At 68.0% G+C, this 24,325-nt stretch carries 21 protein-coding genes; 9 read left to right on the top strand and 12 right to left on the bottom strand.

What is annotated here, in order from left to right:
* Window positions 1-109: 109 nt before the first annotated feature.
* The 4 genes from glnT to E3D03_RS10110 form a co-directional block, all read right to left on the bottom strand.
* Window positions 110-1,414 (bottom strand): type III glutamate--ammonia ligase, encoded by a 1,305-nt coding sequence (gene glnT, locus E3D03_RS10125; RefSeq protein WP_062563815.1) that lies wholly within the window; start codon window positions 1,412-1,414, stop codon window positions 110-112.
* 68 nt (window positions 1,415-1,482) lie between these two features.
* Complete coding sequence (locus tag E3D03_RS10120; RefSeq protein ID WP_263566857.1) at window positions 1,483-2,808, bottom strand: FMN-binding glutamate synthase family protein; 1,326 nt, start codon at window positions 2,806-2,808, stop codon at window positions 1,483-1,485.
* An 11-nt stretch (window positions 2,809-2,819) separates the two neighbouring features.
* A complete protein-coding gene (locus tag E3D03_RS10115) occupies window positions 2,820-3,503 on the bottom strand; it encodes a GXGXG domain-containing protein (RefSeq protein ID WP_263566856.1) in 684 nt (227 codons plus the stop codon).
* Window position 3,504: 1 nt separating this feature from the next.
* Complete coding sequence (locus E3D03_RS10110) at window positions 3,505-4,392, bottom strand: class II glutamine amidotransferase (protein ID WP_263566855.1); 888 nt, start codon at window positions 4,390-4,392, stop codon at window positions 3,505-3,507.
* A gap of 415 nt (window positions 4,393-4,807) precedes the next feature.
* Between E3D03_RS10110 and E3D03_RS10105 the strand changes: the two genes are divergently transcribed.
* Complete coding sequence (locus E3D03_RS10105; RefSeq protein WP_263566854.1) at window positions 4,808-6,145, top strand: NAD(P)-dependent oxidoreductase; 1,338 nt, start codon at window positions 4,808-4,810, stop codon at window positions 6,143-6,145.
* A 3-nt stretch (window positions 6,146-6,148) separates the two neighbouring features.
* Entirely contained in the window at window positions 6,149-7,447 is a 1,299-nt protein-coding gene (gene preA / locus E3D03_RS10100) for an NAD-dependent dihydropyrimidine dehydrogenase subunit PreA (RefSeq protein ID WP_263566853.1), read from the top strand.
* A 99-nt stretch (window positions 7,448-7,546) separates the two neighbouring features.
* On the opposite strand, the gene E3D03_RS10095 is transcribed toward preA, so the two are convergent.
* Together E3D03_RS10095 and E3D03_RS10090 are read right to left on the bottom strand one after the other, a co-directional pair.
* Complete coding sequence (locus tag E3D03_RS10095; RefSeq protein ID WP_263566852.1) at window positions 7,547-8,158, bottom strand: TetR family transcriptional regulator C-terminal domain-containing protein; 612 nt, start codon at window positions 8,156-8,158, stop codon at window positions 7,547-7,549.
* A 15-nt stretch (window positions 8,159-8,173) separates the two neighbouring features.
* Complete coding sequence (locus tag E3D03_RS10090; protein WP_263566851.1) at window positions 8,174-8,821, bottom strand: TetR family transcriptional regulator C-terminal domain-containing protein; 648 nt, start codon at window positions 8,819-8,821, stop codon at window positions 8,174-8,176.
* Between the two features lie 131 nt (window positions 8,822-8,952).
* Here E3D03_RS10090 and E3D03_RS10085 point away from each other — a divergent pair, with 131 nt between their 5' ends.
* The 6 genes from E3D03_RS10085 to E3D03_RS10060 all read left to right on the top strand — a co-directional run bounded on the left by E3D03_RS10085 (window position 8,953) and on the right by E3D03_RS10060 (window position 15,338).
* On the top strand, window positions 8,953-10,203 hold the full coding sequence (locus tag E3D03_RS10085; protein WP_263566850.1) for a Zn-dependent hydrolase: 1,251 nt from the start codon (window positions 8,953-8,955) through the stop codon (window positions 10,201-10,203).
* A gap of 70 nt (window positions 10,204-10,273) precedes the next feature.
* The gene (hydA, locus tag E3D03_RS10080) at window positions 10,274-11,725 is read left to right on the top strand and encodes a dihydropyrimidinase (protein WP_263566849.1); all 1,452 of its coding nucleotides are present in this window, start codon (window positions 10,274-10,276) and stop codon (window positions 11,723-11,725) included.
* A 1-nt stretch (window position 11,726) separates the two neighbouring features.
* Window positions 11,727-12,512, top strand: a complete 786-nt coding sequence (locus E3D03_RS10075) for an ABC transporter ATP-binding protein (protein ID WP_263566848.1) — start codon at window positions 11,727-11,729, stop codon at window positions 12,510-12,512.
* A gap of 90 nt (window positions 12,513-12,602) precedes the next feature.
* Entirely contained in the window at window positions 12,603-13,466 is an 864-nt protein-coding gene (locus E3D03_RS10070; protein WP_263566847.1) for an ABC transporter permease, read from the top strand.
* On the top strand, window positions 13,463-14,311 hold the full coding sequence (locus tag E3D03_RS10065; protein ID WP_263566846.1) for an ABC transporter permease: 849 nt from the start codon (window positions 13,463-13,465) through the stop codon (window positions 14,309-14,311). Before E3D03_RS10070 ends, E3D03_RS10065 begins: the two co-directional genes overlap by 4 nt.
* Before the next feature lie 46 nt (window positions 14,312-14,357).
* Window positions 14,358-15,338 carry an ABC transporter substrate-binding protein gene (locus E3D03_RS10060; protein WP_263566845.1) on the top strand — a complete coding sequence of 327 codons (981 nt, stop codon included), beginning with the start codon at window positions 14,358-14,360 and terminating at the stop codon, window positions 15,336-15,338.
* Between the two features lie 2 nt (window positions 15,339-15,340).
* On the opposite strand, the gene speB is transcribed toward E3D03_RS10060, so the two are convergent.
* The 3 genes from speB to E3D03_RS10045 all read right to left on the bottom strand — a co-directional run bounded on the left by speB (window position 15,341) and on the right by E3D03_RS10045 (window position 19,048).
* The gene (gene speB, locus E3D03_RS10055; protein ID WP_263566844.1) at window positions 15,341-16,285 is read right to left on the bottom strand and encodes an agmatinase; all 945 of its coding nucleotides are present in this window, start codon (window positions 16,283-16,285) and stop codon (window positions 15,341-15,343) included.
* A 72-nt stretch (window positions 16,286-16,357) separates the two neighbouring features.
* The gene (locus E3D03_RS10050) at window positions 16,358-17,686 is read right to left on the bottom strand and encodes an MFS transporter (RefSeq protein ID WP_263566843.1); all 1,329 of its coding nucleotides are present in this window, start codon (window positions 17,684-17,686) and stop codon (window positions 16,358-16,360) included.
* A gap of 132 nt (window positions 17,687-17,818) precedes the next feature.
* Window positions 17,819-19,048 carry an aminopeptidase P family protein gene (locus tag E3D03_RS10045; RefSeq protein WP_062563830.1) on the bottom strand — a complete coding sequence of 410 codons (1,230 nt, stop codon included), beginning with the start codon at window positions 19,046-19,048 and terminating at the stop codon, window positions 17,819-17,821.
* A gap of 111 nt (window positions 19,049-19,159) precedes the next feature.
* Between E3D03_RS10045 and E3D03_RS10040 the strand changes: the two genes are divergently transcribed.
* The gene (locus E3D03_RS10040) at window positions 19,160-20,044 is read left to right on the top strand and encodes a LysR substrate-binding domain-containing protein (RefSeq protein WP_263566842.1); all 885 of its coding nucleotides are present in this window, start codon (window positions 19,160-19,162) and stop codon (window positions 20,042-20,044) included.
* Here the strand turns inward: E3D03_RS10040 and E3D03_RS10035 are convergent.
* The 3 genes from E3D03_RS10035 to E3D03_RS10025 all read right to left on the bottom strand — a co-directional run bounded on the left by E3D03_RS10035 (window position 20,041) and on the right by E3D03_RS10025 (window position 24,325).
* Entirely contained in the window at window positions 20,041-21,561 is a 1,521-nt protein-coding gene (locus E3D03_RS10035) for a phospholipase D-like domain-containing protein (protein WP_263566841.1), read from the bottom strand. The two genes, E3D03_RS10040 and E3D03_RS10035, sit on opposite strands and share 4 nt — an antisense overlap.
* A gap of 73 nt (window positions 21,562-21,634) precedes the next feature.
* A complete protein-coding gene (lpdA, locus tag E3D03_RS10030) occupies window positions 21,635-23,023 on the bottom strand; it encodes a dihydrolipoyl dehydrogenase (RefSeq protein ID WP_263566840.1) in 1,389 nt (462 codons plus the stop codon).
* Window positions 23,024-23,026: 3 nt separating this feature from the next.
* Entirely contained in the window at window positions 23,027-24,325 is a 1,299-nt protein-coding gene (locus E3D03_RS10025; protein WP_263566839.1) for a dihydrolipoamide acetyltransferase family protein, read from the bottom strand.

Genomic DNA, 24,325 nt, shown 5'->3' with positions numbered 1-24,325 from the left:
ACTCCGGTTTCAATACGCCATTTGTAACGTGTTGCTCCGGGGGCTGCCAGTCCAAAAGGAACCAATTGATCCAATTTTGGCCCCGGCGCAGGGCCGGGGCAGAATTGGTTCAGATGTCAAGCGTGTTGTCGCGCTCCCATTGGGTCAGATGGCCGCAGTAGGAATTCCATTCCTTGGTCTTCATCTCGACGAAAGCCTGCGCGAATTCTTCGCCAAGCGCCGCCTTCAGTTCGGTGTTCGCGTCGAAGGTGCGAATGGCATCCAGCAGGTTCAGCGGCAGCTTGGGCGCGTCGTTGACGGTGTGGCCGTCGGCATACATGTCGATGTCCAGGCGCTTGCCGGGGTCGCATTTGTTGCGAACGCCGTCGATCCCGGCGGCCATGATGACGGCTTGCAGCAGGTAGGGGTTCGAGGCCCCGTCCGGCAGGCGCAGTTCGATCCGGCCCTTGCCGGGCACGCGGACCAGGTGGGTGCGGTTGTCGCCCGACCAGGTGACCGAGTTCGGCGCCCAGGTCGCGCCCGACGAGGTGCGCGGCGCGTTGATGCGCTTGTAGCTGTTGATCGTCGGGTTGGTGATCGCCGCCAGCGACGAGGCGTGCTTCATGATGCCGCCCAGGAAGTGGTGGCCGACCTCGGACAGGCCCAGCTCGTCGTTGCCGTCGTAGAAGGCGTTGGTCTCACCGTCCAGGCTCCAGCCCGAGATATGGGCATGCATGCCCGAGCCGGTCAGCTCCAGGAACGGCTTGGGCATGAAGGTCACGCGCAGCCCGTGCTTCTCGGCGACCGATTTCAGCATGAACTTGAAGAAGGCCAGCTTGTCGGCGGTCGCCAGCGCGTCGTCGTATTTCCAGTTCATCTCGAACTGGCCGTTGGCGTCCTCGTGGTCGCTCTGATAGGGCTCCCAGCCCAGGTCGATCATGTAGTCGCTGACTTCCGAGATCACGTCATAGCGGCGCATGATCGCCTGCTGGTCGTAGCAGGGCTTGGAGCCCACGTCGCGGGTATCGGCGATCTGTCCGCCGCAGGGCGACAGAAAGAAGAACTCGGGCTCGACCCCGGTCTTGATGCGCAGGCCTTCCTTTTCGGCATCGGCGATCACGTTGCGCAGCACGTTGCGCGGCGCCTGCGGCAGCGGGCTGTCGTACATCGCGGGGTTGGCCGCGACCCAGGCCACCTCGGGCTTCCAGGGCAGCTGGATGACGGTCGTCGGGTCCGGCACGCCCAGCATGTCGGGATGCGCGGGGGTCAGGACGAACCCGCCCGCGAAGCCCGCAAAGCCGGCGCCGCCCTTGACGACGTTGTTGATCGTATAGGCCGGCACCAGCTTGGCGCGCTGCGCCCCACCCAGGTCGGTGTAGGACACCATGAAATACTTGACGCCTTTTTCCCGGGCGAATTCGGCAAGATCGGTCATTGATTTGGTCCCTGTTGAATACGGATAAAGCCGGGGCGGGCTCGCGTGGCCCGCCCTTCTGGTCTTGATCAGAAGCCGCCCTGACCAGGGATCCAGTTCGTGCCGGCCAGCGGAACGCCCGCCATCGCGGCCGCCTCCAGCGTCAGCGAGCACAGATCCTCGGGCTCGAGATTGTGGACATGGCTCTTGCCGCAGGCGCGGGCGATGGTCTGGCATTCCAGCGTCATCACCGCCAGGAAGTTGCGCAGCTTGCGCGCGCCCTCGATCGGGTCGAAGCGCTTCATCAGCTCGGGATCCTGGGTGGTGATGCCGGCCGGGTCCTTGCCCTCGTGCCAGTCGTCATAGGCGTCGGCCGTGGTGCCCAGCGTGTCGTATTCGGCGGCCCATTTCGGGTCGTTCTCGCCAAGCGCGATCAGCGCCGCGGTGCCGATGGCAACCGCATCGGCGCCAAGCGCCAGCGCCTTGGCCACGTCGGCGCCCGAGCGGATGCCGCCCGAGACCACCAGCTGCACCTTGCGATGCATGCCCAGATCCTGCAGCGCCTTCACGGCCGGGCGGATGCAGGCCAGCGTCGGCTGGCCGACATGCTCGATGAACACGTCCTGCGTCGCGGCGGTGCCGCCCTGCATGCCGTCCAGGACCACCACGTCCGCGCCCGCCTTTACCGCCAGCGCGGTGTCGTAATAGGGCCGGGCGCCGCCGATCTTGATGTAGATCGGCTTTTCCCAATTGGTGATCTCGCGGATCTCCAGGATCTTGATCTCCAGGTCGTCCGGGCCGGTCCAGTCGGGATGCCGGCAGGCAGAGCGCTGGTCGATGCCGATGGGCAGGTTGCGCATCCGGGCGACGCGCTCGGTGATCTTCTGGCCCAGCAGCATGCCGCCGCCGCCCGGCTTCGCGCCCTGGCCGACCACGATCTCGATGGCATCGGCGCGGCGCAGGTCGTTCGGGTTCATGCCATAGCGCGAGGGCAGGTACTGATAGACCAGCTTTTCGGAATGGCCGCGTTCCTCGTTGGTCATGCCGCCGTCGCCGGTGGTGGTCGAGGTGCCGGCCAGGGTGGCGCCGCGGCCCAGGGCCTCTTTCGCCGGGCCCGACAGTGCGCCGAAGCTCATGCCGGCGATGGTCACCGGGATCTTCAGCTCGATCGGCTTCTTGGCAAAGCGCGTGCCCAGCGTCACCGAGGTGTCGCAGCGCTCGCGATAGCCTTCCAGCGGATAGCGGCTGATCGAGGCGCCCAGGAACAGCAGGTCGTCGAAGCTCGGCACCTTGCGCTTGGCGCCGCCGCCGCGGATGTCGTAGATCCCGGTGTCTGCGGCGCGGCGGATTTCCGAGTTGATGCTGGCCGAGTAGGTGTAGCTTTCGCGGGGCAGCGTTTGCGGGGTCTTGTCCATGATGTCCCTCATCAGTAGGCGCCAGCGTGATCGACGTGGAAGTTGTAGAGTTTGCGGGCCGAGCCGTAGCGCTTGAACTCGGACGGGTCCGCGTCGGCGCCGGCCCGTTCCAGCAGGTCCTTCAGGATCTCGACATGCTCGGGCCGCATCTCCTTCTCGATGCAGTCGGCGCCCAGCGACTTGACCTTGCCGCGCACGAACAGCCGCGCCTCATAGAGCGAGTCGCCAAGCGCGTCGCCGGCATCGCCCAGCACCACCAGGTTGCCGGACTGCGCCATGAAGGCCGACATGTGGCCGATGTTGCCATGCACCACGATGTCGATGCCCTTCATCGAGATGCCGCAGCGCGACGAGGCATTGCCCTTGATGACCAGCAACCCGCCCTGGCCGGTGGCGCCGGCATATTGGCTGGCGTCGCCGTCGATGATGACGGTCCCGGACATCATGTTCTCGGCCACGCCCGGCCCGGCCGAGCCGGTGACCTTGATCGTCGCCTGCTGGTTCATCCCGGCGCAGTAATAGCCGGTCGAGCCGTTCACGGTGACCTCGATCGGCGCATCCAGACCCACGGCGATGGCATGGCCACCCTTGGGGTTCTCGATCACCCATTCGGTCTGGTTGGTCTGTTCGGCCTGCGCTTGCAGGGCCTGGTTCAGTTCGCGCAGCGGCGTTTTGGCAAGGTCGATAGTCTGCATGTCAGCGTTCCCAGAAATAGACGGTGGCAGGCTCGGGCTCCCAGACGCGGGCGGTTTCGATGCCCGGCAGGTTGGCCAATGCGCGGTATTCGCTGCCAAAGGCGACGTAGTCGTCGGTTTCGGCCATGACGGCGGGCTTGCAGGCGATCGGGTCGCGCACGACGCCGAAGCCGTTCTTGGTGCCGACGACGAAGGTGAAGAACCCGTCCAGGTCGTCCAGCGTGCCTTCCAGCGCCTCGCCCAGGTTGGCGCCTTCGGCCAGCCGCGACGAGATATAGCAGGCGGCGACCTCGGTGTCGTTCTGGGTCTGCGGCTTGAAGCCCTTCTCGGTCAGGATGCGGCGCATCTGGTTGTGGTTCGAGAGCGAGCCGTTATGCACCAGGCACTGGTCGTCGCCGGTCGAGAACGGGTGCGCCCCCAGCGTGGTCACGGCGCTTTCGGTCGCCATGCGGGTGTGGCCGATGCCGTGGCTGCCGGCCATGTCGCGCAGGTGGAAACGCTCGGCCACGTCCTTGGGCAGGCCGACTTCCTTGTAGATCTCCATCGAATGGCCGGCGCCCATGACGCGGATGCCCTTCTCGGCCATGAAGGCGCGGGCCTGGGCCTCGGTGCCCTCGGGCAGGGTCAGCACGGCGTGGGTATCGACGACGCGCATCGTCACCGGCCCGTCCAGCGCCAGCGACAGCGCCGTGTCCAGCCCGTGGAAGGTTTCGTCGGGCGTGTCCGACTGCACGGTGATCTTCAGCTTGTTGCTGTCATCGCCATAGATCGCGATCCCGGCGCTGTCCGGGCCGCGGTCGGTCATGGTGATCAGCATATCGGTCAACAGGTCACCCAGCTTGGGGTGCAAGGCGTCGTTCTTGAGGAACAGGCCAACAATGCCGCACATGTTTTTCTTCTCCATCATGTTCAGGGAAGGCTCTGAGAAAATTTATTCACCGGAATTCGTTTTTCTTCAAGAGAAACTTTCTCTCAGGGAGAAATGCTTTCCTCCGGGGAATTACAGCCGAAAAAATCAGCAGAATCCAGTGTTTTTCCCAGGCACCCTGCCGCGACCGGCGACAGGTCCTGCCGTAGTCCGGCGGCGGGCCTTGCGATTTTCCGCCGTTCCGAAGCCAAGCACTGAGTCGCTGCATCGCAGCAGCGATTCATGTGCATATGCCGCATTCTGTCGCAGCCTGCGCAGGCGTCTGCCTCGGCGCGCGGTTTTCGCGCTCCGGCGGCGGCGGTTCTGGATTTTACCACTTGATAAAAAATCAGCCTGTGAGACGCTCGCAGACAATAACAAGCCAGGGAGGTCCATCGTGACCAACAGCCAGTTCACGCCGGGGGTGGTGCCCGGCCGGCTGTCGCATGACAGCTATTGCACCAATTTCAGCGACGTGGCGCCGCCGCTGGATGCGCATCAGGCCCGGGTGGAATCGGACCGCTGCTATTTCTGCCACGACGCGCCCTGCACCGAGGCCTGCCCGACCTCGATCGACATCCCGCTGTTCATCCGCCAGATCGCGACCGGCACGCCCGAGGCGGCGGCGCTGACCATCCTGTCGCAGAACATCCTGGGCGGCATGTGCGCCCGCGTCTGCCCGACCGAGAACCTGTGCGAAGGTTCCTGCGTGCGCCAGACGGCCGAGGGCAAGCCGGTCGAGATCGGCGCGCTGCAACGCCACGCCACCGACACAATCATGGCGCGGCAAAGCCATCCCTTCCTGCGCGCCGCCCCGACCGGCAGGACGGTCGCCGTGGTCGGCGCCGGCCCGGCGGGCCTGGCCTGCGCACACCGGCTGGCGATGCACGGCCATGACGTGGTGCTGCACGAGGCGCGGGCCAAGCCCGGCGGGCTGAACGAATACGGCATCGCCTCCTACAAGGCCGTGGACGGCTTCGCCGCGCGCGAGGTGGCCTGGCTGATGCAGATCGGCGGCATCCGCCTGATCGACGACTGGCAGCTGGGCCGCGACGGCGTGCTTGCGGATCTGGCCGGCGATTACGACGCGGTCTTCCTGGGCATGGGGCTGTCCGGCGTCAACGCCCTGCGTCTTGTGGGCGAGGACAAGCGCGGCATCGAGCCCGCGACCGGCTTCATCGCCGAACTGCGCCAGGCCCGCGACCTCGCGGCGCTACCCATCGGCCGCGACGTGGTGGTGATCGGCGGCGGCATGACCGCGGTCGATGCCGCGGTGCAGGCGCGGCTTTTGGGGGCGCTGAACGTCTCGATCGTCTATCGCCGCGCCCGGGCCGAGATGCCGGCCTCGGCCCATGAACAGGAGCACGCCCTGGCCAATGGCGTGCGCATCATCGAGAACGCCGCCCCGGTGGCGATCCATGGCAATGGCGCGGTGCGCGAGGTCGAATTCGCCTATACCCGCCGCGGCGCGCAGGGGCTCGAGCTGACCGACCAGACCTTCCGCCTGTCGGCCGACCAGGTCTTCAAGGCCATCGGCCAGACCCTCGGCCCGATGCCGGCCGAGATCGCGCTGGAATCCGGCAAGATCCGCACCGATGCCCTGGGCCGCACCTCGGCCGCCGGGGTCTGGGCCGGCGGCGACTGCGCGCTTGGCGGCGACGACCTGACCGTGACGGCGGTGGCCCAGGGCCGCGACGCCGCCGAGGACATCCACAATTTCCTGATGGGGGCCTGAGCCATGGCGAACCTCGCGACCGACTTCATCGGCATCAAGTCGCCGAACCCGTTCTGGCTGGCCTCGGCCCCGCCCACGGACAAGGAATACAACGTCCGCCGCGCCTATGAGGCCGGCTGGGGCGGCGTGGTCTGGAAGACGCTCGGCGCCGAAGGCCCGCCGATCGTCAACGTGAACGGCCCGCGCTACGGCGTCATCCACGGCCCCGACCGCCGCGTCATGGGGCTGAACAACATCGAACTGATCACCGACCGCCCGCTGGAGGTGAACCTGCGCGAGATCAAGTCGGTCAAGCGCGACTACCCCGACCGCGCGTTGGTCATCAGCCTGATGGTGCCTTGCGACGAGGAAAGCTGGAAGGATATCCTGCACCGGATCGAGGACACCGGCGCCGACGGGGTCGAGCTGAACTTCGGCTGCCCGCATGGCATGGCCGAACGCGGCATGGGCTCGGCCGTGGGCCAGGTGCCGGAATACATCGAGATGGTCACGCGCTGGGTCAAGACCCACTCCCGCATGCCCTGCATCGTCAAGCTGACCCCGAACATCACCGACGTCAGGAAACCCGCCGAGGCGGCGAAGCGCGGCGGCGCCGATGCGGTCAGCCTGATCAACACCATCAACTCGATCACCTCGGTCAACCTCGACGCCTTCTGCCCCGAGCCGATGATCGACGGCATGGGCACGCATGGCGGCTATTGCGGCCCGGCGGTCAAGCCCATCGCGCTGAACATGGTGGCGGAAATCGCCCGCAACCCGGCCACCCGGGGCCTGCCGATCTCGGGCATCGGCGGCGTCACCACCTGGCGCGACGCGGCCGAGTTCATGGCGCTTGGCGCCGGTTCGGTCCAGGTCTGCACCGCGGCCATGACCTATGGCTTCAAGGTGGTGCAGGAGATGATCTCGGGCCTGTCGGATTACATGGACCACAAGGGCTTCACCTCGGTCGCGGATCTGGTCGGCCGCGCGGTCCCCAAGGTCACCGACTGGCAGTATCTGAACCTGAACTACACCACCAAGGCGGTGATCGACCAGGGCGCCTGCATCAAATGCGGCCGCTGCTTCGCCGCCTGCGAGGACACCTCGCACCAGGCTATCGCCGTCGAGCCCGGCCGCACCTATGTCGTCAAGGACGAGGAATGCGTCGCCTGCAACCTCTGCATCGATGTCTGCCCGGTCGATTGCATCACCATGAAGGAGCTGCCGCAGGGCGCCATCGATCCGCGCACCGGCCGCCCGGTCGCGAGCTATGCCAACTGGACCACGCATCCCAACAACCCGATGAGCCGCGCCGCCGAATGATCGCCTTCTTTGCTCTGCAAATACCCCACGGGGGTCCGGGGGTGTGAAACCCCCGGTATCGAGCGGGTCCGGGGGTGTGAAACCCCCGGCTGCCGCGCGTCAGACCCGCAGCAACCGCGCGAACAGCAGGTCCAGGAATGCGCCGGCCTCGTCATAGGGATCGTGGCCGGGGCCGAGCACGGCGCGCACCTGCACCTCGAAATCGGCGTAATGCTGGGTCAGCGCCCAGATGGCGAAGATCAGGTGATGCGGATCGCCCGGCGCCAGCTTTCCCGCCTCGCTCCAGGCGCGGATGACGCCGGCCTTTTCGTCGACCAGCGCCTTCAGCCCGGGCAGCGCCTCGGCCAGGCGCGGCGCGCCCTGCAGCATCTCATTGGCGAACAGCCGGCTTTCGCGCGGCATCGCCCGGCTCATTTCCAGCTTGCGGCGGACATAGCGCAAGATCTCGGCCTGCGGCGCGCCGGCCGGGTCCAACTCGCGCAGCGGCGCCAGCCAGATATCCAGCAGGCCGGCCAGCAACTCGGCATGGATCGCCTCCTTCGAGGCGAAATAATACAGCAGGTTCGGCTTCGACAGCCCGGCCTCGGCGGCGATCTGGTCCAGCGTCGCGCCGCGAAAGCCCTGGGCGGAAAACACCTCCAGCGCGGCCTCCAGGATGGCCTTGCGGTTGCGGCGCTGGATGCGCGTCCGTGCCGGATTGCCGTCGTCCAATGTCGCCCTTTCCCGTCAGACCGCCACGCCGATGCCGCGCAGGATGACCCGTTTGACCGATTCCCGCGCCGCGCGCCAGTCCGCATCGCCCAGCGGGCCGCCGTTCAGCACCTCGATCTGGTGACCGAAATCGGCGTAATGCTGCGTCGCGGCCCAGAGCATGTAAAGCAGGTGCTGCGGATCGGTCGGCGCCATCTTGCCGGCGTCGATCCAGCCCTGGATCACCGCGGCCCGCCCGGCGGTCCAGTCGCGCAGCGTGGTCTCCAGATAGTCCTGGATTACCGGCGCGCCATGCATCACCTCGCTGGCCCAGACCTTCGAGCCGTTCGGATGCCGGCGCGAGATCTCCATCTTGGCGTCGATATAGGCAGCGATGCCCTCGGCGGGGCCGGGGGCGTCGTCCATGGCCCGCGCGGCCTCCAGCCAGATCTGGAAGATGCGCTCGACCACGCGGCGGTAAAGCTCTTCCTTGCTGGCGAAATAATAGTGCAGGTTGGCTTTCGGCAGGCCGGCAAGGCCCGCGATCAGCTGCATGGTGGCGCCGCCGAAGCCGGCTTCGGCAAAGACCGTCTCGGCCGCGTTCAGGATCGCCTCCTCGGTGGCGCGGCGGTTTGCCTCGCGTCGCCCGATTCTTGGGCCTTCTGCATCGGAACTGGCACTCATCCGGGCCTCTGCGGCTGAATTTTTATTGACCGAATGGTCAGAACGTGGCCTCCTGCAATCTGACCATACGGTCAGAAAAGGATTCGTCGCAAGAGGGCCGAAGCCCCGAAGCCGACAGGGAGATCAAGGACATGCCAGCACCCGGAGAGAATCTCCGCATCAATTCCGCGCGGCTGTGGGACAGCCTGATGCAGATGGCCAGGATCGGTCCCGGCGTGGCTGGGGGCAACAATCGCCAGACCCTGACCGACGCCGATGCCGAGGGCCGCGCCCTGTTCCAGCGCTGGTGCGAGGAGGCGGGCCTGAGCCTGGGCGTGGACCGCATGGGCACCATGTTCGCCACCCGGCCGGGCGAGGACCCGGACGCGCTGCCGGTCTATGTCGGCTCGCATCTGGATACCCAGCCGACCGGCGGGAAATACGACGGCGTGCTGGGCGTGCTGGCCGGGCTGGAGCTGGTCAGGACGATGAACGACCTCGGCATCCGCACCCGGCATCCGATCGTGGTGACGAACTGGACCAATGAGGAGGGCGCGCGCTTCGCGCCGGCCATGCTGGCCTCGGGCGTCTTCGCCGGGGTGCTGGACCTGGACTATGCCTATGCCCGCGAGGATCAGCAGGGTCTGCGCTTCGGCGACGAGTTGAAGCGCATCGGCTGGCTGGGCGAGGAAGAGGTCGGCGCCCGCAAGATGCATGCCTATTTCGAATATCACATCGAGCAGGGCCCGATCCTGGAGGCCGAGCAGAAGACCATCGGCGTGGTGACGCATTGCCAGGGGCTGTGGTGGCTGGAATTCACCCTGACCGGGCGCGAGGCGCATACCGGCTCGACGCCCATGGACATGCGGGTGAACGCCGGGTTGGCCATGGCGCGGATTTTCGAGATGGTTCAGGAGGTTGCAATGGCCGCCCAGCCCGGCGCCGTGGGCGGTGTCGGACAGGTGAAGTTCAGCCCGAATTCGCGCAACGTGCTGCCGGGGACGGCGGTGTTCACGGTCGACATCCGCAGCCCCGACCAGGCCAAGCTGGACGGGATGCGGGCCGAGATCGAGAGGCGCGCGCAGGAGATTTGTGGTGCGTTGTCAGTGGGTTGTTCGGTCGAGGCGGTCGGCCATTTCGACCCGGTGACCTTCGACCCGGTGCTGGTCGGCCGGGTGCGCGAGGCGGCCGAGCGGCTGGGATTGGATCATTGCGACATCATCTCGGGCGCGGGGCACGATGCCTGCTGGGCGGCGAAGGTGGCTCCGGCGACCATGGTCATGTGTCCCTGCGTGGGTGGGCTCTCGCATAACGAGGCCGAGGAGATCAGCCCGGAATGGGCCGCGGCCGGGGCCGACGTGCTGCTGCATGCGGTGCTGGAGACGGCCGAGGTGGTCGCGTGATGGCGCGGCCGGGCCGGGGGCGCTGCCCCCGGACCCCCGGGGTATTTTCGCAACAAAGAAGGGCTGAGGCATGAGCACGGTCATCAAGGGCGGCACCATCGTCACGGCGGATCTGAGCTATCCGGCCGATGTGCTGATCGAGGGCGGGCGGATCGCCGGGATCGGCGAAGGGCTGGCGGGCGATACGGTGCTGGATGCGACGGGCTGCTATGTCATGCCGGGCGGGATCGACCCGCATACGCATCTGGAGATGCCGTTCATGGGCACCTATTCCAGCGACGATTTCGAGAGCGGGACACGCGGAGCGCTGGCCGGTGGCACCACGATGGTGGTGGATTTCGCCCTGCCCGCCCCGGGCGAGGGGCTGCTGGATGCCTTGAAGAAATGGGACAACAAGGCCGGGCGCGCCTGCTGCGATTATTCCTTTCACATGGCGGTGACCTGGTGGGGCGAGCAGGTCTTTGACGAGATGCAGGCCGTGACCGAGCGCGGCATCAACACCTTCAAGCATTTCATGGCCTACAAGGGCAGCCTGATGGTGAATGACGAGGAGCTTTTCGCCAGTTTCCGGCGCTGCGCCGAGCTGGGGGCGATCCCGCTGGTCCATGCCGAGAACGGCGATATCGTCGCCAGCATGTCGGCCAGGCTGCTGGCCGAGGGCAATACCGGGCCCGAGGCGCATGCCTATTCCCGACCGAGCCAGGTCGAGGGCGAGGCGACGAACCGCGCCATCATGATCGCCGACATGGCCGGGGTGCCGCTTTATGTCGTGCATACCTCTTGCGAGGAAAGCCATGAGGCGATCCGGCGGGCGCGGAGCTTGGGCAAGCGGGTCTGGGGCGAGCCGCTGATCCAGCACCTGGTGCTGGACGAGAGCGAATATGCCAACCCGGATTGGGACCATGCGGCGCGGCGGGTGATGTCGCCGCCGTTCCGCGACAAGCGGCACCAGGACAGCCTGTGGGCCGGGCTGGCCTCGGGCAGCCTGAGCTGCGTGGCGACGGATCACTGCGCCTTTACCACCGCGCAGAAACGCTTTGGCATCGGCGATTTCACCAAGATCCCGAACGGCACCGGCGGTCTTGAGGAGCGGATGCCGATGCTGTGGACCATGGGCGTCAGGACCGGGCGGCTGACGCCGAACGAGTTCGTGGCGGTGACCTCGACCAATATCGCCAAGATCCTGAACATCTATCCCAGGAAGGGCGCGGTGCTGGTCGGCGCCGATGCCGATCTGGTGGTCTGGGATCCGGAGGCGAAAAAGACCATCACCGCCGGCGCGCAACAATCCGCCATTGATTACAATGTCTTCGAGGGGCGCGAGGTGGTGGGGCTGCCGCGCTTTACCCTGACCCGCGGCGTGGTCGCGGTGACCGAGGGCAAGGTCGATACGCATGAGGGCCATGGCCAGTTCGTGGCGCGCGAGCCCCGGGGCGCGGTCGGCCGGGCGCTGTCGACCTGGAAGGCGCTGAGCGAGCCCAGGCCGGTGTCGCGCGCCGGCATTCCGGCCAGCGGGGTGTGAGGTGGAGGCGGCACCGGCGGTCATCGAGGCCCGGCACCTGAACCTGACCTTTCCCACCGACGACGGCCCGGTCCATGCGCTGAAGGACGTGGACCTGACCGTGGCGCCCGGCGATTTCGTCAGCTTCATCGGCCCCTCGGGCTGCGGCAAGACCACGCTGCTGCGCTGCATCGCCGCGCTGGAGACGCCGACCGGCGGCAGTCTGACCGTACGCGGCATGACGGCGGACGCAGCGCGGCGGGCCAGAAGCTACGGCTATGTCTTTCAGGCGGCTGGACTTTATCCCTGGCGCACCATCGCCGGGAACATCCGCCTGCCGCTGGAGATCATGGGCTATCCCAAGGCCGAGCAGGCCGAGCGGGTCCAGGCGGTGCTGGACCTGGTCGAGCTGGGGCAGTTCGGCCGCAAGTTCCCCTGGCAGCTGTCGGGCGGCATGCAGCAGCGCGCCAGCATCGCCCGCGCGCTGGCCTTCGACGCCGAGATCCTGCTGATGGACGAGCCCTTCGGCGCGCTGGACGAGATCGTGCGCGACCGGCTGAACGAGGAGCTGTTGCGGTTGTGGCAGCGGACCGGCAAGACCATCGCCTTCGTCACCCATTCCATCCCCGAGGCGGTTTACCTGTCCACCCGGATCGTGGTCATGTCGCCGCGCCCGGGGCGCATCACCAAGGTGATCGAAAGCCCGCTGCCGCGGGTCCGGCCATTGGATATTCGCGACACGCCCGAGTTCATCCGCATCGCCCATGAGGTGCGCGAGGGTTTGCACGAAGGACACGGCCATGATTGAGGCTGCGGCCCGCGCCGGGGATGCACGGGGCGTACACCGCGCGTACACCGGGCGTACGCCGTTTGGCGCCGTTCGCGGAAGGATTGCGACATGAGCCGCGTCCTGCCGGTCCTGACCGTGCTGCTGGCGATCCTGGTGATCTGGTATGCTGCGGCGGTCATGCTGAACCGGGCCTGGGTGCTGGACCAGGCGGCGCGGGCGGGCAGCGAGGTCGGCTTCGGCCAAATGCTGCGCGAGACCATGGCGCAGGACCGGCCGGTGCTGCCGGCGCCGCATCAGGTCGCCAAGGGGCTGTGGGACGGCGTGGCCGGGCAGAAGATCACCTCGAAGCGCAGCTTGGTCTGGCATGCCGGGGTGACGCTGTCGGCGACGCTGGCCGGGTTCGCGCTGGGGACGGCGGCGGGGCTTTTGCTCGCCATCGGCATCGTGCACAGCCGGGCGATGGACATGAGCGTGATGCCCTGGGCCATCGCCTCGCAGACCATCCCGATCCTGGCGATCGCGCCGATGGTGATCGTGGTGCTGGCCTCGCTGGGGATCAAGGGCTTGCTGCCCAAGGCGCTGATCGCCGCCTATCTGAGCTTCTTCCCGGTGCTGGTCGGCATGGTCAAGGGCTTGCGGGCGCCGGACGGGATGCAGCTGGACCTGCTGCGGACCTATAGTGCCTCGCAGGGGCAGACCTTGCGGATGCTGCGGCTGCCGTCCTCGGTGCCCTATCTGTTCGCCTCGCTGAAGGTCGGGATCGCGGCGGCGCTGGTCGGGACCATCGTCGCGGAACTGCCGGCGGGGGCGACGGCGGGGCTGGGCGCGCGGCTGCTGTCGGGCAGCTATTACGGCCAGACCGTGCAGATCTGGGCGGCGCTGTTCGCCGCCGCCATCCTGGCCGCAGTGCTGGTCATGCTGATCGGCGCGGTCGAGCGGGTGACCCTGAAACGCATGGGGTTCGCGCCATGAGCTGGCAGGGCTGGGCCGCCATCGGCTTCTGGATCGCGGCCATGGCGCTGAACGTGCAGGTCGCGAACCGGCATGGTGCGGCGCGATGGGCGCGGGTCTTTGTGCCGACGCTGTTCGGCGTCACGCTGCTGGTGCTGTGGCAGGGGCTGGTGCGCGGGCTGGCGGTCAGCCCGGTGATCCTGCCGGCGCCGACCGACATCGCGGCGCGCCTTGCCGGCAGCCTGCCGCTGCTTTGGGGCGATTTCACCCAGACCATCCTGAAGGGGGCGCTGTCGGGCTATGTCATCGGCTGCGGCGCCGCCGTGCTGACCGCCATCGCGGTGGACCGCTTTCCCTTCCTGCAAAGGGGGCTGCTGCCGGTCGGCAATTTCGTCGCCGCCCTGCCCATCGTCGGCATTGCGCCGATCCTGGTGATGTGGTTCGGCTTCGACTGGCAGTCCAAGGCCGCCGTGGTCGTGGTCATGGTGTTCTTCCCGGTGCTGGTGAACATGGTCGCGGGGCTGGCGGCCACCGATCCGCTGCAACGCGACCTGATGCGGACCTATTCCGCGAGCTATCGCGACACGCTGCTGAAGCTGCGCCTGCCGGCGGCGATGCCGTTCCTGTTCAACGGGCTGAAGATCGCCACCACCCTGGCGCTGATCGGCGCCATCGTGGCCGAGTTCTTCGGCTCGCCCACGCGGGGCATGGGGTTTCGGATCGCGACCGCCGTGGGGCAGCTGGACCTGCCGCTGGTCTGGGCCGAGATCGCGGTGGCGGCGCTGGCCGGCAGCGGCTTCTTCGGCCTGATGACGCTGGCCGAAAAGGCGGTCACCTTCTGGCACCCCTCGCAGCGGGGGCGATGATTTCAACCGGCCCGGGACAAACCGGCAACCAACAGTGGAGACGGGAATGAACAGATTTCTGATCGGAGCCGCTCTGGCAGCCCTCGCGGTGGGGGCGGCGCAGGCGGAAGAGGTGAAGCTGCAGCTGAAATGGGTCACGCAAGCCCAGTTCGCCGGCTATTACGTCGCCAAGGACAAGGGTTTCTATGAGGAGGAAGGACTGGAGGTCGACGTCATGCCCGGCGGGCCCGACATCTCGCCCACCCAGGTCATGGCCGGGGGCGGTGCGGATGTGACGGTGGACTGGATGCCCTCGGCGCTGGCGGCGCGGGAAAAGGGGCTGGCGCTGGTCAATATCGCCCAGCCGTTCAAGAGCTCGGGGATGATGCTGACCTGCCTGAAGGAAAGCGGCATCAAGGGCCCCGAGGATTTCCGCGGCAAGACGCTGGGGGTCTGGTTCGGCGGCAACGAATATCCCTTCCTCAGCTGGATGGCGACGCTGAAGATCCCGACCGACGGCTCGCCCGAGGGGGTGACGGTGCTGAAGCAGGGCTTCAACGTCGATCCGCTGCTGCAAAAGCAGGCGGCCTGCATTTCGACCATGACCTATAACGAATATTGGCAGGTGATCGACGCCGGGCTGAAGCCCGAGGACCTGGTGACCTTCAAGTATGAGGATGAGGGTGTCGCCACGCTGGAGGACGGGCTGTATGTCATGGAGGACAAGCTGAAGGACCCGGCTTTCGTCGCCAAGATGGAGAAATTCGTCCGCGCCTCGATGAAGGGCTGGAAATATGCCGAGGCGCATCCCGACGAGGCGGCGCAGATCGTCATCGACAATGACGAGACCGGCGCGCAGACGCTGGAGGTGCAGGCCCGCATGATGGGCGAGATCGCCAAGCTGACGGCCGGCTCCAATGGCGCGCTGGATCCGGCGGATTACGACCGCACGGTCAAGGTGCTGCTGGGCGGCGGCTCGGACCCGGTGATCTCGAAGGCGCCCGAGGGGGCCTATGTGCTGGAGATCACCGACAAGGCCTTGCAGTAAGGCTAGCGGGTCTCGGCTAGCACGCAGAGCAGCTCGAACAGCATCGTCGCGCCGGTCAGCGCGGTGATGCCGCCGATGTCGAAGGGCGGCGAGACCTCGACCACGTCGGCGCCGGCGATATTGAGCCCAGAGAGGCCGCGCACCAGCGCCTGCGCCTCGCGCGTGGTCAACCCGCCGATCTCGGGCGTGCCGGTGCCGGGGGCCATGGCGGGGTCGATGCTGTCGATGTCGAAGGTGACGTAGCAGGGCGCATCGCCCATCAGCATGCGAATCTCGGCGCTGATCTGGTCGGCGCCACGGCGGGCGAATTCCTCGATATAGATGATGCGGATGCCCTGGTCCTGCGCCCATTGGTGTTCGTCCGCGGCATAGATCGAGCCGCGGATGCCGATCTGCACCATGCGGCGCGGGTCGAGGATGCCTTCCTCGATCGCGCGGCGGAAGGGGGTGCCGTGGGTATAGCGGTTGCCGCCGAAATAGCTGTCGTTGGTGTCGGAATGGGCGTCGAACTGCACCAGCCCCAGCGGGCCGCGCCCGGCCTTGTGGATGGCGCGCAGCACCGGCAGCGTGGTCAGGTGGTCGCCGCCGACCGAGAGCGGCCGCGCGCCGGCCGCGCAAATGGCGGCGATGCCGGATTCGATCTGCGCCAGCGCCGCCATCAGGTCGATGGGCTGCACGGCCAGGTCGCCCAGATCGGCCACCCGTAGCCGTTCATAGGGCGCGATCCCGGTGACGTGATGCACGCGGCGCATCAGGCTGGACTGGTTCCTGACCTCGCGCGGGCCGTGGCGGGCGCCGGGGCGGTTGGTGGTGCCGCCGTCCCAGGGAATGCCAAGGATCGCCACGTCGAGCCCGCTTGGGTCGCTGAGCGCGGGCAGGCGCATGAAGGTCGAATGTCCCGCGAAACGCGGGACAAGAGCGGCATCGACGGGTTCGTGGAAGGGCATCGGGGGCCTCGGCTGTGGCTGCGGGCCCAGCCTAGGACGCCTGCCCGCGTCGGGGCAAGCGTCCGTGCTGCGTCAGTCGCGCAGCGGCTTGCCGGCGGTTTCGCGCGCGGCCAGCATGGCGACCAGGGCCACGACGGCGGCTGCGACCAGATACCAGGCCGGGGCGGTCTTGCTGCCGGTGGCGCCGATCAGCCAGGTGGCGACGAAGGGCGCCGTGCCGCCGAACAGCGCATTGGCGGTGTTGAAGCTGAAGGCAAAGCCGGAATAGCGCACCCGGGTCGGAAAGATCTCGGTCAGGAAGCAGGGCAGCGTGCCGTCGTTCACGGTCAGCAGCGCCCCGAAAATCACCTGGATCAGCACGATCATCGCGAAGCTGGCGCCGTCCAGCATGCCGAACAGCGGCACGGTCAGGACGATGAACAGCACCGAGGCCGCGATCAGCGCCGTCTTGCGCCCGAAGCGATCCGACAGCAGGCCCATCAGGAAGATCAGGAAGATATAGGCAAAAAGCGCGATGCTGTTGGCCAGAAACGAGGCGCTTTCCTCCATGCCCATTTCGGTGATGAGATAGGTCGGCATGTAGCTGAGGATCAGATAGAAGCCGACGGCGTTCAGGCAGGTGACGGCAAAGGCGCGGATGATCGGCTTGCGATAGGTGGTGAACAACTCCTTGATCGGCGTCGCTTCGACATGGTGCTTTGCTTCCAGCTCGCGGAACTTCGGCGTGTCCTCGAGCTTCAGCCGGATATAGAGCCCGACCAGGCCCAGCGGAAAGGCCAGCAGGAACGGCAGCCGCCAGCCCCAGCCATGCAGTTGCGCGGTCTCGAGCTGCGAAAACAGCAGCGCCGACATCAGCGAGCCGGCCAGAAGACCGGCGGCCGTGCTGGCGGGGACCATGCTGGTGTAGAAGCCGCGTTTTGCGGGCGGCGCATATTCGGCCAGGAAGGACGTCGCCCCGGCATATTCGCCCGAGGCGGAAAAGCCCTGCACCATGCGGACCAGCAGCAGCAGCACCGGCGCCAGCATGCCGATCTGGTGATAGGACGGCAAAAGCGCGATGACGGTCGTTGCCCCGGACATGATGAGGATCGACCAGGACAACGCGGTCTTGCGGCCGATGCGGTCGCCGATGCTGCCCCAGACGATGCCGCCGATCGGGCGGATGACGAAGGAGATCGCAAAGACCGCGAAGGTCGCGAGCAGCGCGGCCTGCGGCGCGATCTCGGGAAAGAAGACCGCGGCGATCACGGTGGCGAAATAGCCATAGGAGGCATAGTCGAACCATTCGACGAAATTGCCGATGAAGCTGGCGGTCAGAACCTTGCGCAGGACGGCCGGGCTGGCCTGGGCGTCGGACACGCCGTTCGGGCCCGCAGCGGCGGGGATGGTCATAGCGGTCATGGTCTCCTCCCATGGGAACCGATGATGGTGACGATCATCGTCGACGGCGCGACCCTCCCGGTCGGCCGGACGGCTTTTGCGTGCTGGCAAAAGCGAAAACCGGCGGGGCTTCTGGCCCCGCCGGTTCCTGGATCAGGCGGCCTTGGCCTTGCCCCGGACGATCAGGTGTTCGGGGCCGTAGGGGAAGCCGGTGATGTTGCGGTTGCCGGTCTCCTCGATCACCAGGATGTCGTGTTCGCGATAGCCGCCGGCGCCGGGCAGGTGGTCGGGGATGGTGATCATCGGCTCCATCGAGACGACCATGCCGGGTTCCAGCACGGTGTCGCAATCCTCGCGCAGTTCCAGCCCGGCCTCGCGGCCGTAATAGTGGCAGAGCACGCCGAAGCTGTGGCCATAGCCGAAGCTGCGGTATTGCAGCAGGTTTTCGGCGGCATAGATCTCGTTCAGCTCGGCGGCGATGTCGGCGCATTTCGCGCCGGGCACGAGCAGCTCCTTGCCGCGGTCGTGGACCTTGCAGTTGATTTCCCACAGCCGCAGGTGTTCGTCGCTGGCATGTTCGGCAAAGAGCGTGCGCTCCAGCGCGACGTAATAGCCGGCGACCATCGGGAAGCAGTTCAGGGACAGGATGTCGCCGGCCTCGATCTTGCGCGAGGTGACCGGGTTGTGGGCGCCGTCGGTGTTGATGCCGGACTGGAACCAGGTCCAGGTGTCCAGAAGCTCGGCCTCGGGCCAGGTTTTGGCGATCTCGCGCACCATGGTGGCGGTGGAGTGCAGCGCGACCTCGTGTTCGGGCGTGCCGACGGCGGTGGCCTCGACGCAGGCGGCGCCGCCGATGTCGGCGATGCGGGTCATCTGGGTGATATGGGCGATTTCTTCGGGCGATTTCACCATGCGCAGCCGCATCGCCGGGGCGGCGATGTCGACGAATTCGACGCCGGGGAATTCCGATTTCAGCAGTGCCAGCAGGTCGAGCGTGACATGGTCGAATTCGATGCCGATGCGTTTCGCGGCGCCCACGATCTGGCGGATGGCGTGGAAATAGTTGTCCTTTTGCCAGTCGGTATAGGTCAGGTTGTTGCCGAAGGTGCGGCGCCAGGGCTGGCCGCCGTCGATGCCGGCGCTGATCGAGGTGGCGTGGTCGTGGTCGATCAGGAAGCCGTAGCGCCGGCCGAACTGGCAATACAGGAAATCGGCGTAGTAGTTGATGTTGTGGTAGCTGGTGAACAGCGCCGCATCGACGCCGGCCTGGGCCATATGGGCGCGGATGGCATCGTGGCGGCGCTGCATCTCGGCGGCCGAGAAGGTCGGCTGCGCCTTGCTGCCGTTGCCGACATAGTTCTGCAGCCGTTCGCGGGTGGTCATGGGGCTCTCCTGTCCTTGGGGATGGCAGCAGGATCGGGTTGCAGGCCGGTCTTGTCAAAGGACGGTTTCTCATGCTTTCTGTGAGGAAATCTCAAGCTGGAAGGGGCCGGGATGCCGCTGCCTCCGCTGAATGCGCTGCGGGCCTTCGAGGCTGCGGCGCGGTTGAAAAGCTTCAAGGCGGCGGCGGATGCGCTGTTCGTCACCCAGTCGGCCGTCAGCCACCAGATCCGGCACCTGGAGGATTTCCTGCGGGTGCCGCTGTTCGACCGCTCCGGCGCACGGCCGCGAATTCTGCCGGCAGGGCAGGAGCTTGCGCGGACGCTGAGCCTGTCCTTCGCCGAGATCGACGCCGCCTGCCGGCGCATCGCCCAAGCCCGCCAGGACCGGGTTCTGGTGATCGCGGCCATCCCCTCGGTCGCGATCTGCTGGCTGATCCCGCGGCTGGCGCGGTTCCGCGAAAGCCATCCCGAGGTGGCGCTGCGCGTGGTCTATGCCATGCACGGGCATGAGATCGACTTCAGCGCGACTCACCTGGCCTTCGTCTATGCCGACCGGCTGCCGCGCCTGCCGGGGGTCGAGGCGCTGGCCTTTCTGTCGGGGGCCTGCGTGCCGGTGTGCAGCCCGCAGCGGTTGCCGGCGACGGCGACGGTGGCCGAGATCAAGGCGGCGGGGCTGTTGCATGACACCGACCGCTCGGGCTGGGCGGAATGGTTGGCGCAGGCGGGATCGGGGCTGGACCCGCAGGATCCCGGGCCGCTGTTCGAGGATTTCAACCTGCTGCGCGCCGCCGCGCTGGCCGGGCAGGGGGTGGCGCTGTGCCCGCTGGCGATGATCCGCGACGACCTCGACTCGGGCCGGCTGGTGCAGCTGTCGGCCGAGGCGGTGCTGGACCAGTTCGACTATTATCTGCTTTGCACCGAGGCGCTGCCGCCGGCGCTGGCCGAGGATGCGGCGGCGTTCCGCGCCTGGGCCTTTGCCGAGCGCGACGCCGGCTAGTCCTGGCGCGGCCTGCCCGGCCGGGTCCTGGACCACAGCAACAGCCCGGCCGCCAGTGCCGCCCCGCCCAGCATGACATGGCGCGAGGTGATGCCCAGCCGGGCCTGGGCGCTGCGGCGATAGCGCGGGTCGAAGAAGCGGGTGTCGGCCAGCAGGCTGCCGAGCAGGGTTTCCTTGCGCGGGCGGATGGGGCGCAGACGGCGGCCGGTGGCGCGGTTCAGTTGCGCGATGGCGGCGATCACGCTGCCGGTGTCGTCGATGCGGCGCGCCACCTCGGCCGGGTCGCGGCCCAGGTGCTCGGCGATCAGCCCGTCGCGCAGCGCGCGGACGGCGCGGCGGTCGGCGGCGTCCTTGGCCAGCAACGCCACGTCGCATTCGGTGTCGAAGCCCATCGAGCGGCGGTCGATGTTGCCGGAGCCGACGCGCAACAGCCGGTCGTCCACGATCGAGACCTTGGCATGGACATAGATGTCCTCGCCCGCCGCATTCACCGGGTAGAGGATGCGGAAGCGGTCGTGCCGGTCCAGCGCCCGCAGCTGGCGGATCATGCGGCTGCGGGTGACGTGCATCGCCTCGTCCTCGACCATGCCCTGGGCGGCGCGGGGGTTGACGATGATCACCTCGGGGCCGTCCGGCTCGGCCAGGCGGCGGGCGATCGCGGCGGTGATGCTGTCGGCGGCGAAATACTGCGATTCCAGATAGATGCAATCGCGGGCCGCGGCGATGCTGTCCAGATAGAGATGCTCGATCTCGGCGATGCTGGGCTTGTCGGATTCCGGCGGCTGGGTGCGGGCGATGGCGATGGGCACGTCGTGGAAGCCGACCGGGATGCTGTCGGGCCACAGGTCGGCGCCGGGGCGGAAATCCTCGTCCATCTCGGCATCGTTGGCGCGGGCCCAGCGGGCGCGGCCGAGCCGGCTGAGCGCGGCGGCGGCGGGACCGGAGATCACCGTGGTGGCGTCGTGCCAGGGCTGGGCCACCGCGCCGTCGCGCAGCCGGCGGCAGGGGTCGCCGGGCGTATGGCCGCGGCTGTCCCAGCGCCCGTCGGTCACGTCGATGCCGCCGCAGAAGGCCAGCGAATCGTCGATGGCGACGATCTTCTGGTGGTGGCAGGCGCCGATCGGGTGGCGGCCGTCGAAGGCCAGGTGGATCTGTTCGGGCGACAGGAACTTGATTCGCGCCGCCGGCAACAGCCCGCCCGGCGCGATCAGCGCCCCGCCGCTCCATTTCAGCAGGTAGATGTCGAGCCCGGGGCGGCGGTCCACCAGCGCGTCGAGGAAGGGGCCGATCTGGTTCGGCATGCCGTCGGGCGCGTCGCCGTCGGCGTCGCTTTCGCCGGGCAGCATCTCGATCTCGAAGTCGAAGTCCCAGCCGATCAGGATCACCAGCCGCCGGGCCTTGAGCAACGATTCGCGCAGGGCGCGGAAATAATCGGCGCCGTCGACGATGACCGAAAAGCAGCGCGCCGTGGCGACCCGCCAGCAGTTGCGGCCGGGGGTGAATTGCAGGTCCTGCATCGTGCTGTCCTTCGCGTGATCGGTGATGCCGAACCGCCAAGGCGGGCGCCCGGTTCCGCGGGCGCGCCGGCCTTCAGATGTGCAGCGCGTGGCCCAAGGCGCGCAGGCAGGCCTCGTGCAGCGCCTCGCCCCGGGTCGGGTGGGCGTGGATGCTGCCGGCGATGTCTTCGAGCCGCGCGCCCATCTCCAGCGCCAGCGCGAAGCCGCCGGCCATTTCCGCGACGCCGGCGCCGACCGCCTGGATGCCCAGCACCTCATGCGTGTCGGGCCGCGCGGTGACGCGGATGAAGCCGGTCTCGTCATCCGCCGTCATCGCCCGGCCGTTGGCGGCGAAGGGGAACAGGCCGGTCAGCGGCTCATGGCCCTGGCTGCGCAGCTCGTCGGGGCCGAGGCCCACGCTGACGATTTCCGGGTCGGTGAAGCAGACCGCCGGGATCGCGCGCTTGTCCCAGGCGCGCGGCTGGCCCGCGACCAGCTCCGCGACCATCTCGCCCTGGGCCATGGCGCGATGCGCCAGCATCGGCTCGCCCGTCACGTCGCCGATGGCCAGAACGCCGGTCATCGAGGTGCGGCAGCGCTCGTCGATCTTCAGGAACGGGCCGGCCATGGCCAGGCGCAGCCCGTCGATGCCGGCGCCGGTGGCGCGGGGGCGGCGGCCGACCGTGACCAGCACCTTGTCGGCGGCGATCTCCTCGGCCCCGTCGGCGGCGGCGACGCGCAGGGCGCCGCTGTCCGACAGGCCGCCGGCGCGGGCGCCGGTCAGGACGCGGATGCCAAGCGCCGTCAGCCGCTGCGCGACCGGCCGGGTCAGCTCGGCGTCATATTGCGGCAGGATGCGCGGCCCGGCCTCGACCACGGTGACCGCGGCGCCGAGCTTGGCGAAGGCGATGCCCAGTTCCAGCCCGATATAGCCGCCGCCGACCACGGCGAGCCGTTCCGGCACCTCGGTCAGGGCCAGCGCCCCGGTCGAGGAGATCACCTTGCCGCCGAAGGGCAGGGACGGGATCTCGATCGGTTCCGAGCCGGTGGCGATGACCAGCACCTCGGTGCGGATGCGGACCGGGCCTTCGGGGGTCGCCACCTCGACGGTCTTGCCGTCGCGGATGGTGGCCATGCCCGTCACCAGCCGCACCTTGGCCTTGCGCAACAGCGTTGCCACGCCGCCGGTCAGGCGGCTGACGATGCCGTCCTTCCAGGCCATGGTGGCGGCAAGGTCGAGGGTCGGCGGGCCGGCCGAAATGCCCATCGCGGCAGTCGAGGACAGCGCCGCGATGCGGTGGAATTCCTCGGCCGCGTGGATCAGCGCCTTCGAGGGGATGCAGCCGACGTTGAGGCAGGTGCCGCCCGGCGGCTCGGCATCGACGATGACGGTATCGACGCCCAGTTGCCCGGCGCGGATGGCGCAGACATAGCCGCCGGGGCCGGCGCCGAGGATCAGCAGCCTGCATTGGATCTCGCGCATCGCTCAGCCCTCCACGAAGATCAGCGCCGGGGTCTCCAGCAGCTCTTTCAGCCGCGCCACGAAGGTGGCGGCGTCCCAGCCGTCGACGACGCGATGGTCGAAGCTGCAGGACAGGTTCATCATCTTGCGCGGCTCGAAGGCGGCGCCGTTCCAATGCGGCCGCACCGCCAGCCGGTTGATGCCGACGATGGCGACCTCGGGCACGTTCAGGATCGGGGTCGAGGCGATGGCGCCCAAGGGGCCCAGCGAGGTGATGGTGATGGTCGAGCCGGAAAGCTCGTCGCGTTTCGCCGTGCCCTCCTTGGCGGCGGCGCCGATGCGGGCGATTTCCGCGGCGGTGGTGCGCAGGTCCAGCGCCTCGGCATGGCGCAGGACCGGGACCATCAGGCCCGAGGGCGTCTGCGCGGCGATGCCCAGGTGCACGGCGCCGAAGCGGCGGATCAGCCCGGCCTCGGCGTCGTAATGCGCGTTCAGGATCGGCTGTTCATGCACGGCGCGCACGACGCTGCGGGCGATGAAAGCCAGGGGGTTCAGCTTGGGGCCCCTGCCGTGGGCGTTCATGCGGGCGCGCAGATCCTCCAGCGCGGTCGCGTCCACCTCCTCGACGATGGTGATCTGGGGGACGCGGTTGGCGGCCTCCATGCGCTCGGCGATCTTGCGGCGCAGGCCGATGACGCGGATCTCCTCGACCGAGGTGTCGGGTTGCGGGCCCGAGGGTGCCGGAATGCCGCCCGAGGCGATGAAGGCGTCGAGATCCTCGTGCCCGATGCGGCCCGCCGGTCCCGAGCCGCGCACCAGGCGCAGATCCACGCCCGCCTCGCGCGCCCGCGCCCGGACCGAGGGCGAGGCGATGGGCTTTTCGCCCTCGGCGCGCAGCGGTGCGGTGGTGGTGGTGGCGGGTGGCACGGGCCTGGCGGGTGGCGGCTCGGGTTCCGGTTCGGCCTTGGGCTGGGCCGCAGCCGGTTCGTGGGGGGGCGGTTCGTGGGCGGGTTCGGGGGCCGGCGCGGTTTCGGCCTGGCGCGATGGTGCGGCCGGGGCGTCGCCGGCGACATTGCCCGGCCCGTCCACCTCCAGCCGGATCAGCTCGGCGCCGACGGCGATGATCTCGCCCGGCGCGCCGGCCTGCCAGACCACGGTGCCGGTGACGGGCGAGGGGATTTCCACCGTGGCCTTGTCGGTCATCACCGCGACCATCGGGTCGTCCTCGCGCAGGACGTCGCCGGGCTTGACCAGCCATTCGGCGATCTCGGCCTCGGCGATGCCTTCGCCGATGTCGGGCATGCGGATTGCGTGGATACCCAT

Origin of the sequence: Paracoccus sp. DMF, from assembly GCF_004407025.1 — a bacterium.
Classification (GTDB): domain Bacteria; phylum Pseudomonadota; class Alphaproteobacteria; order Rhodobacterales; family Rhodobacteraceae; genus Paracoccus; species Paracoccus aminovorans_B.
Note: the sequence above shows the minus strand (reverse complement) of the source record. Positions and strands in the feature narration are given on the sequence as shown.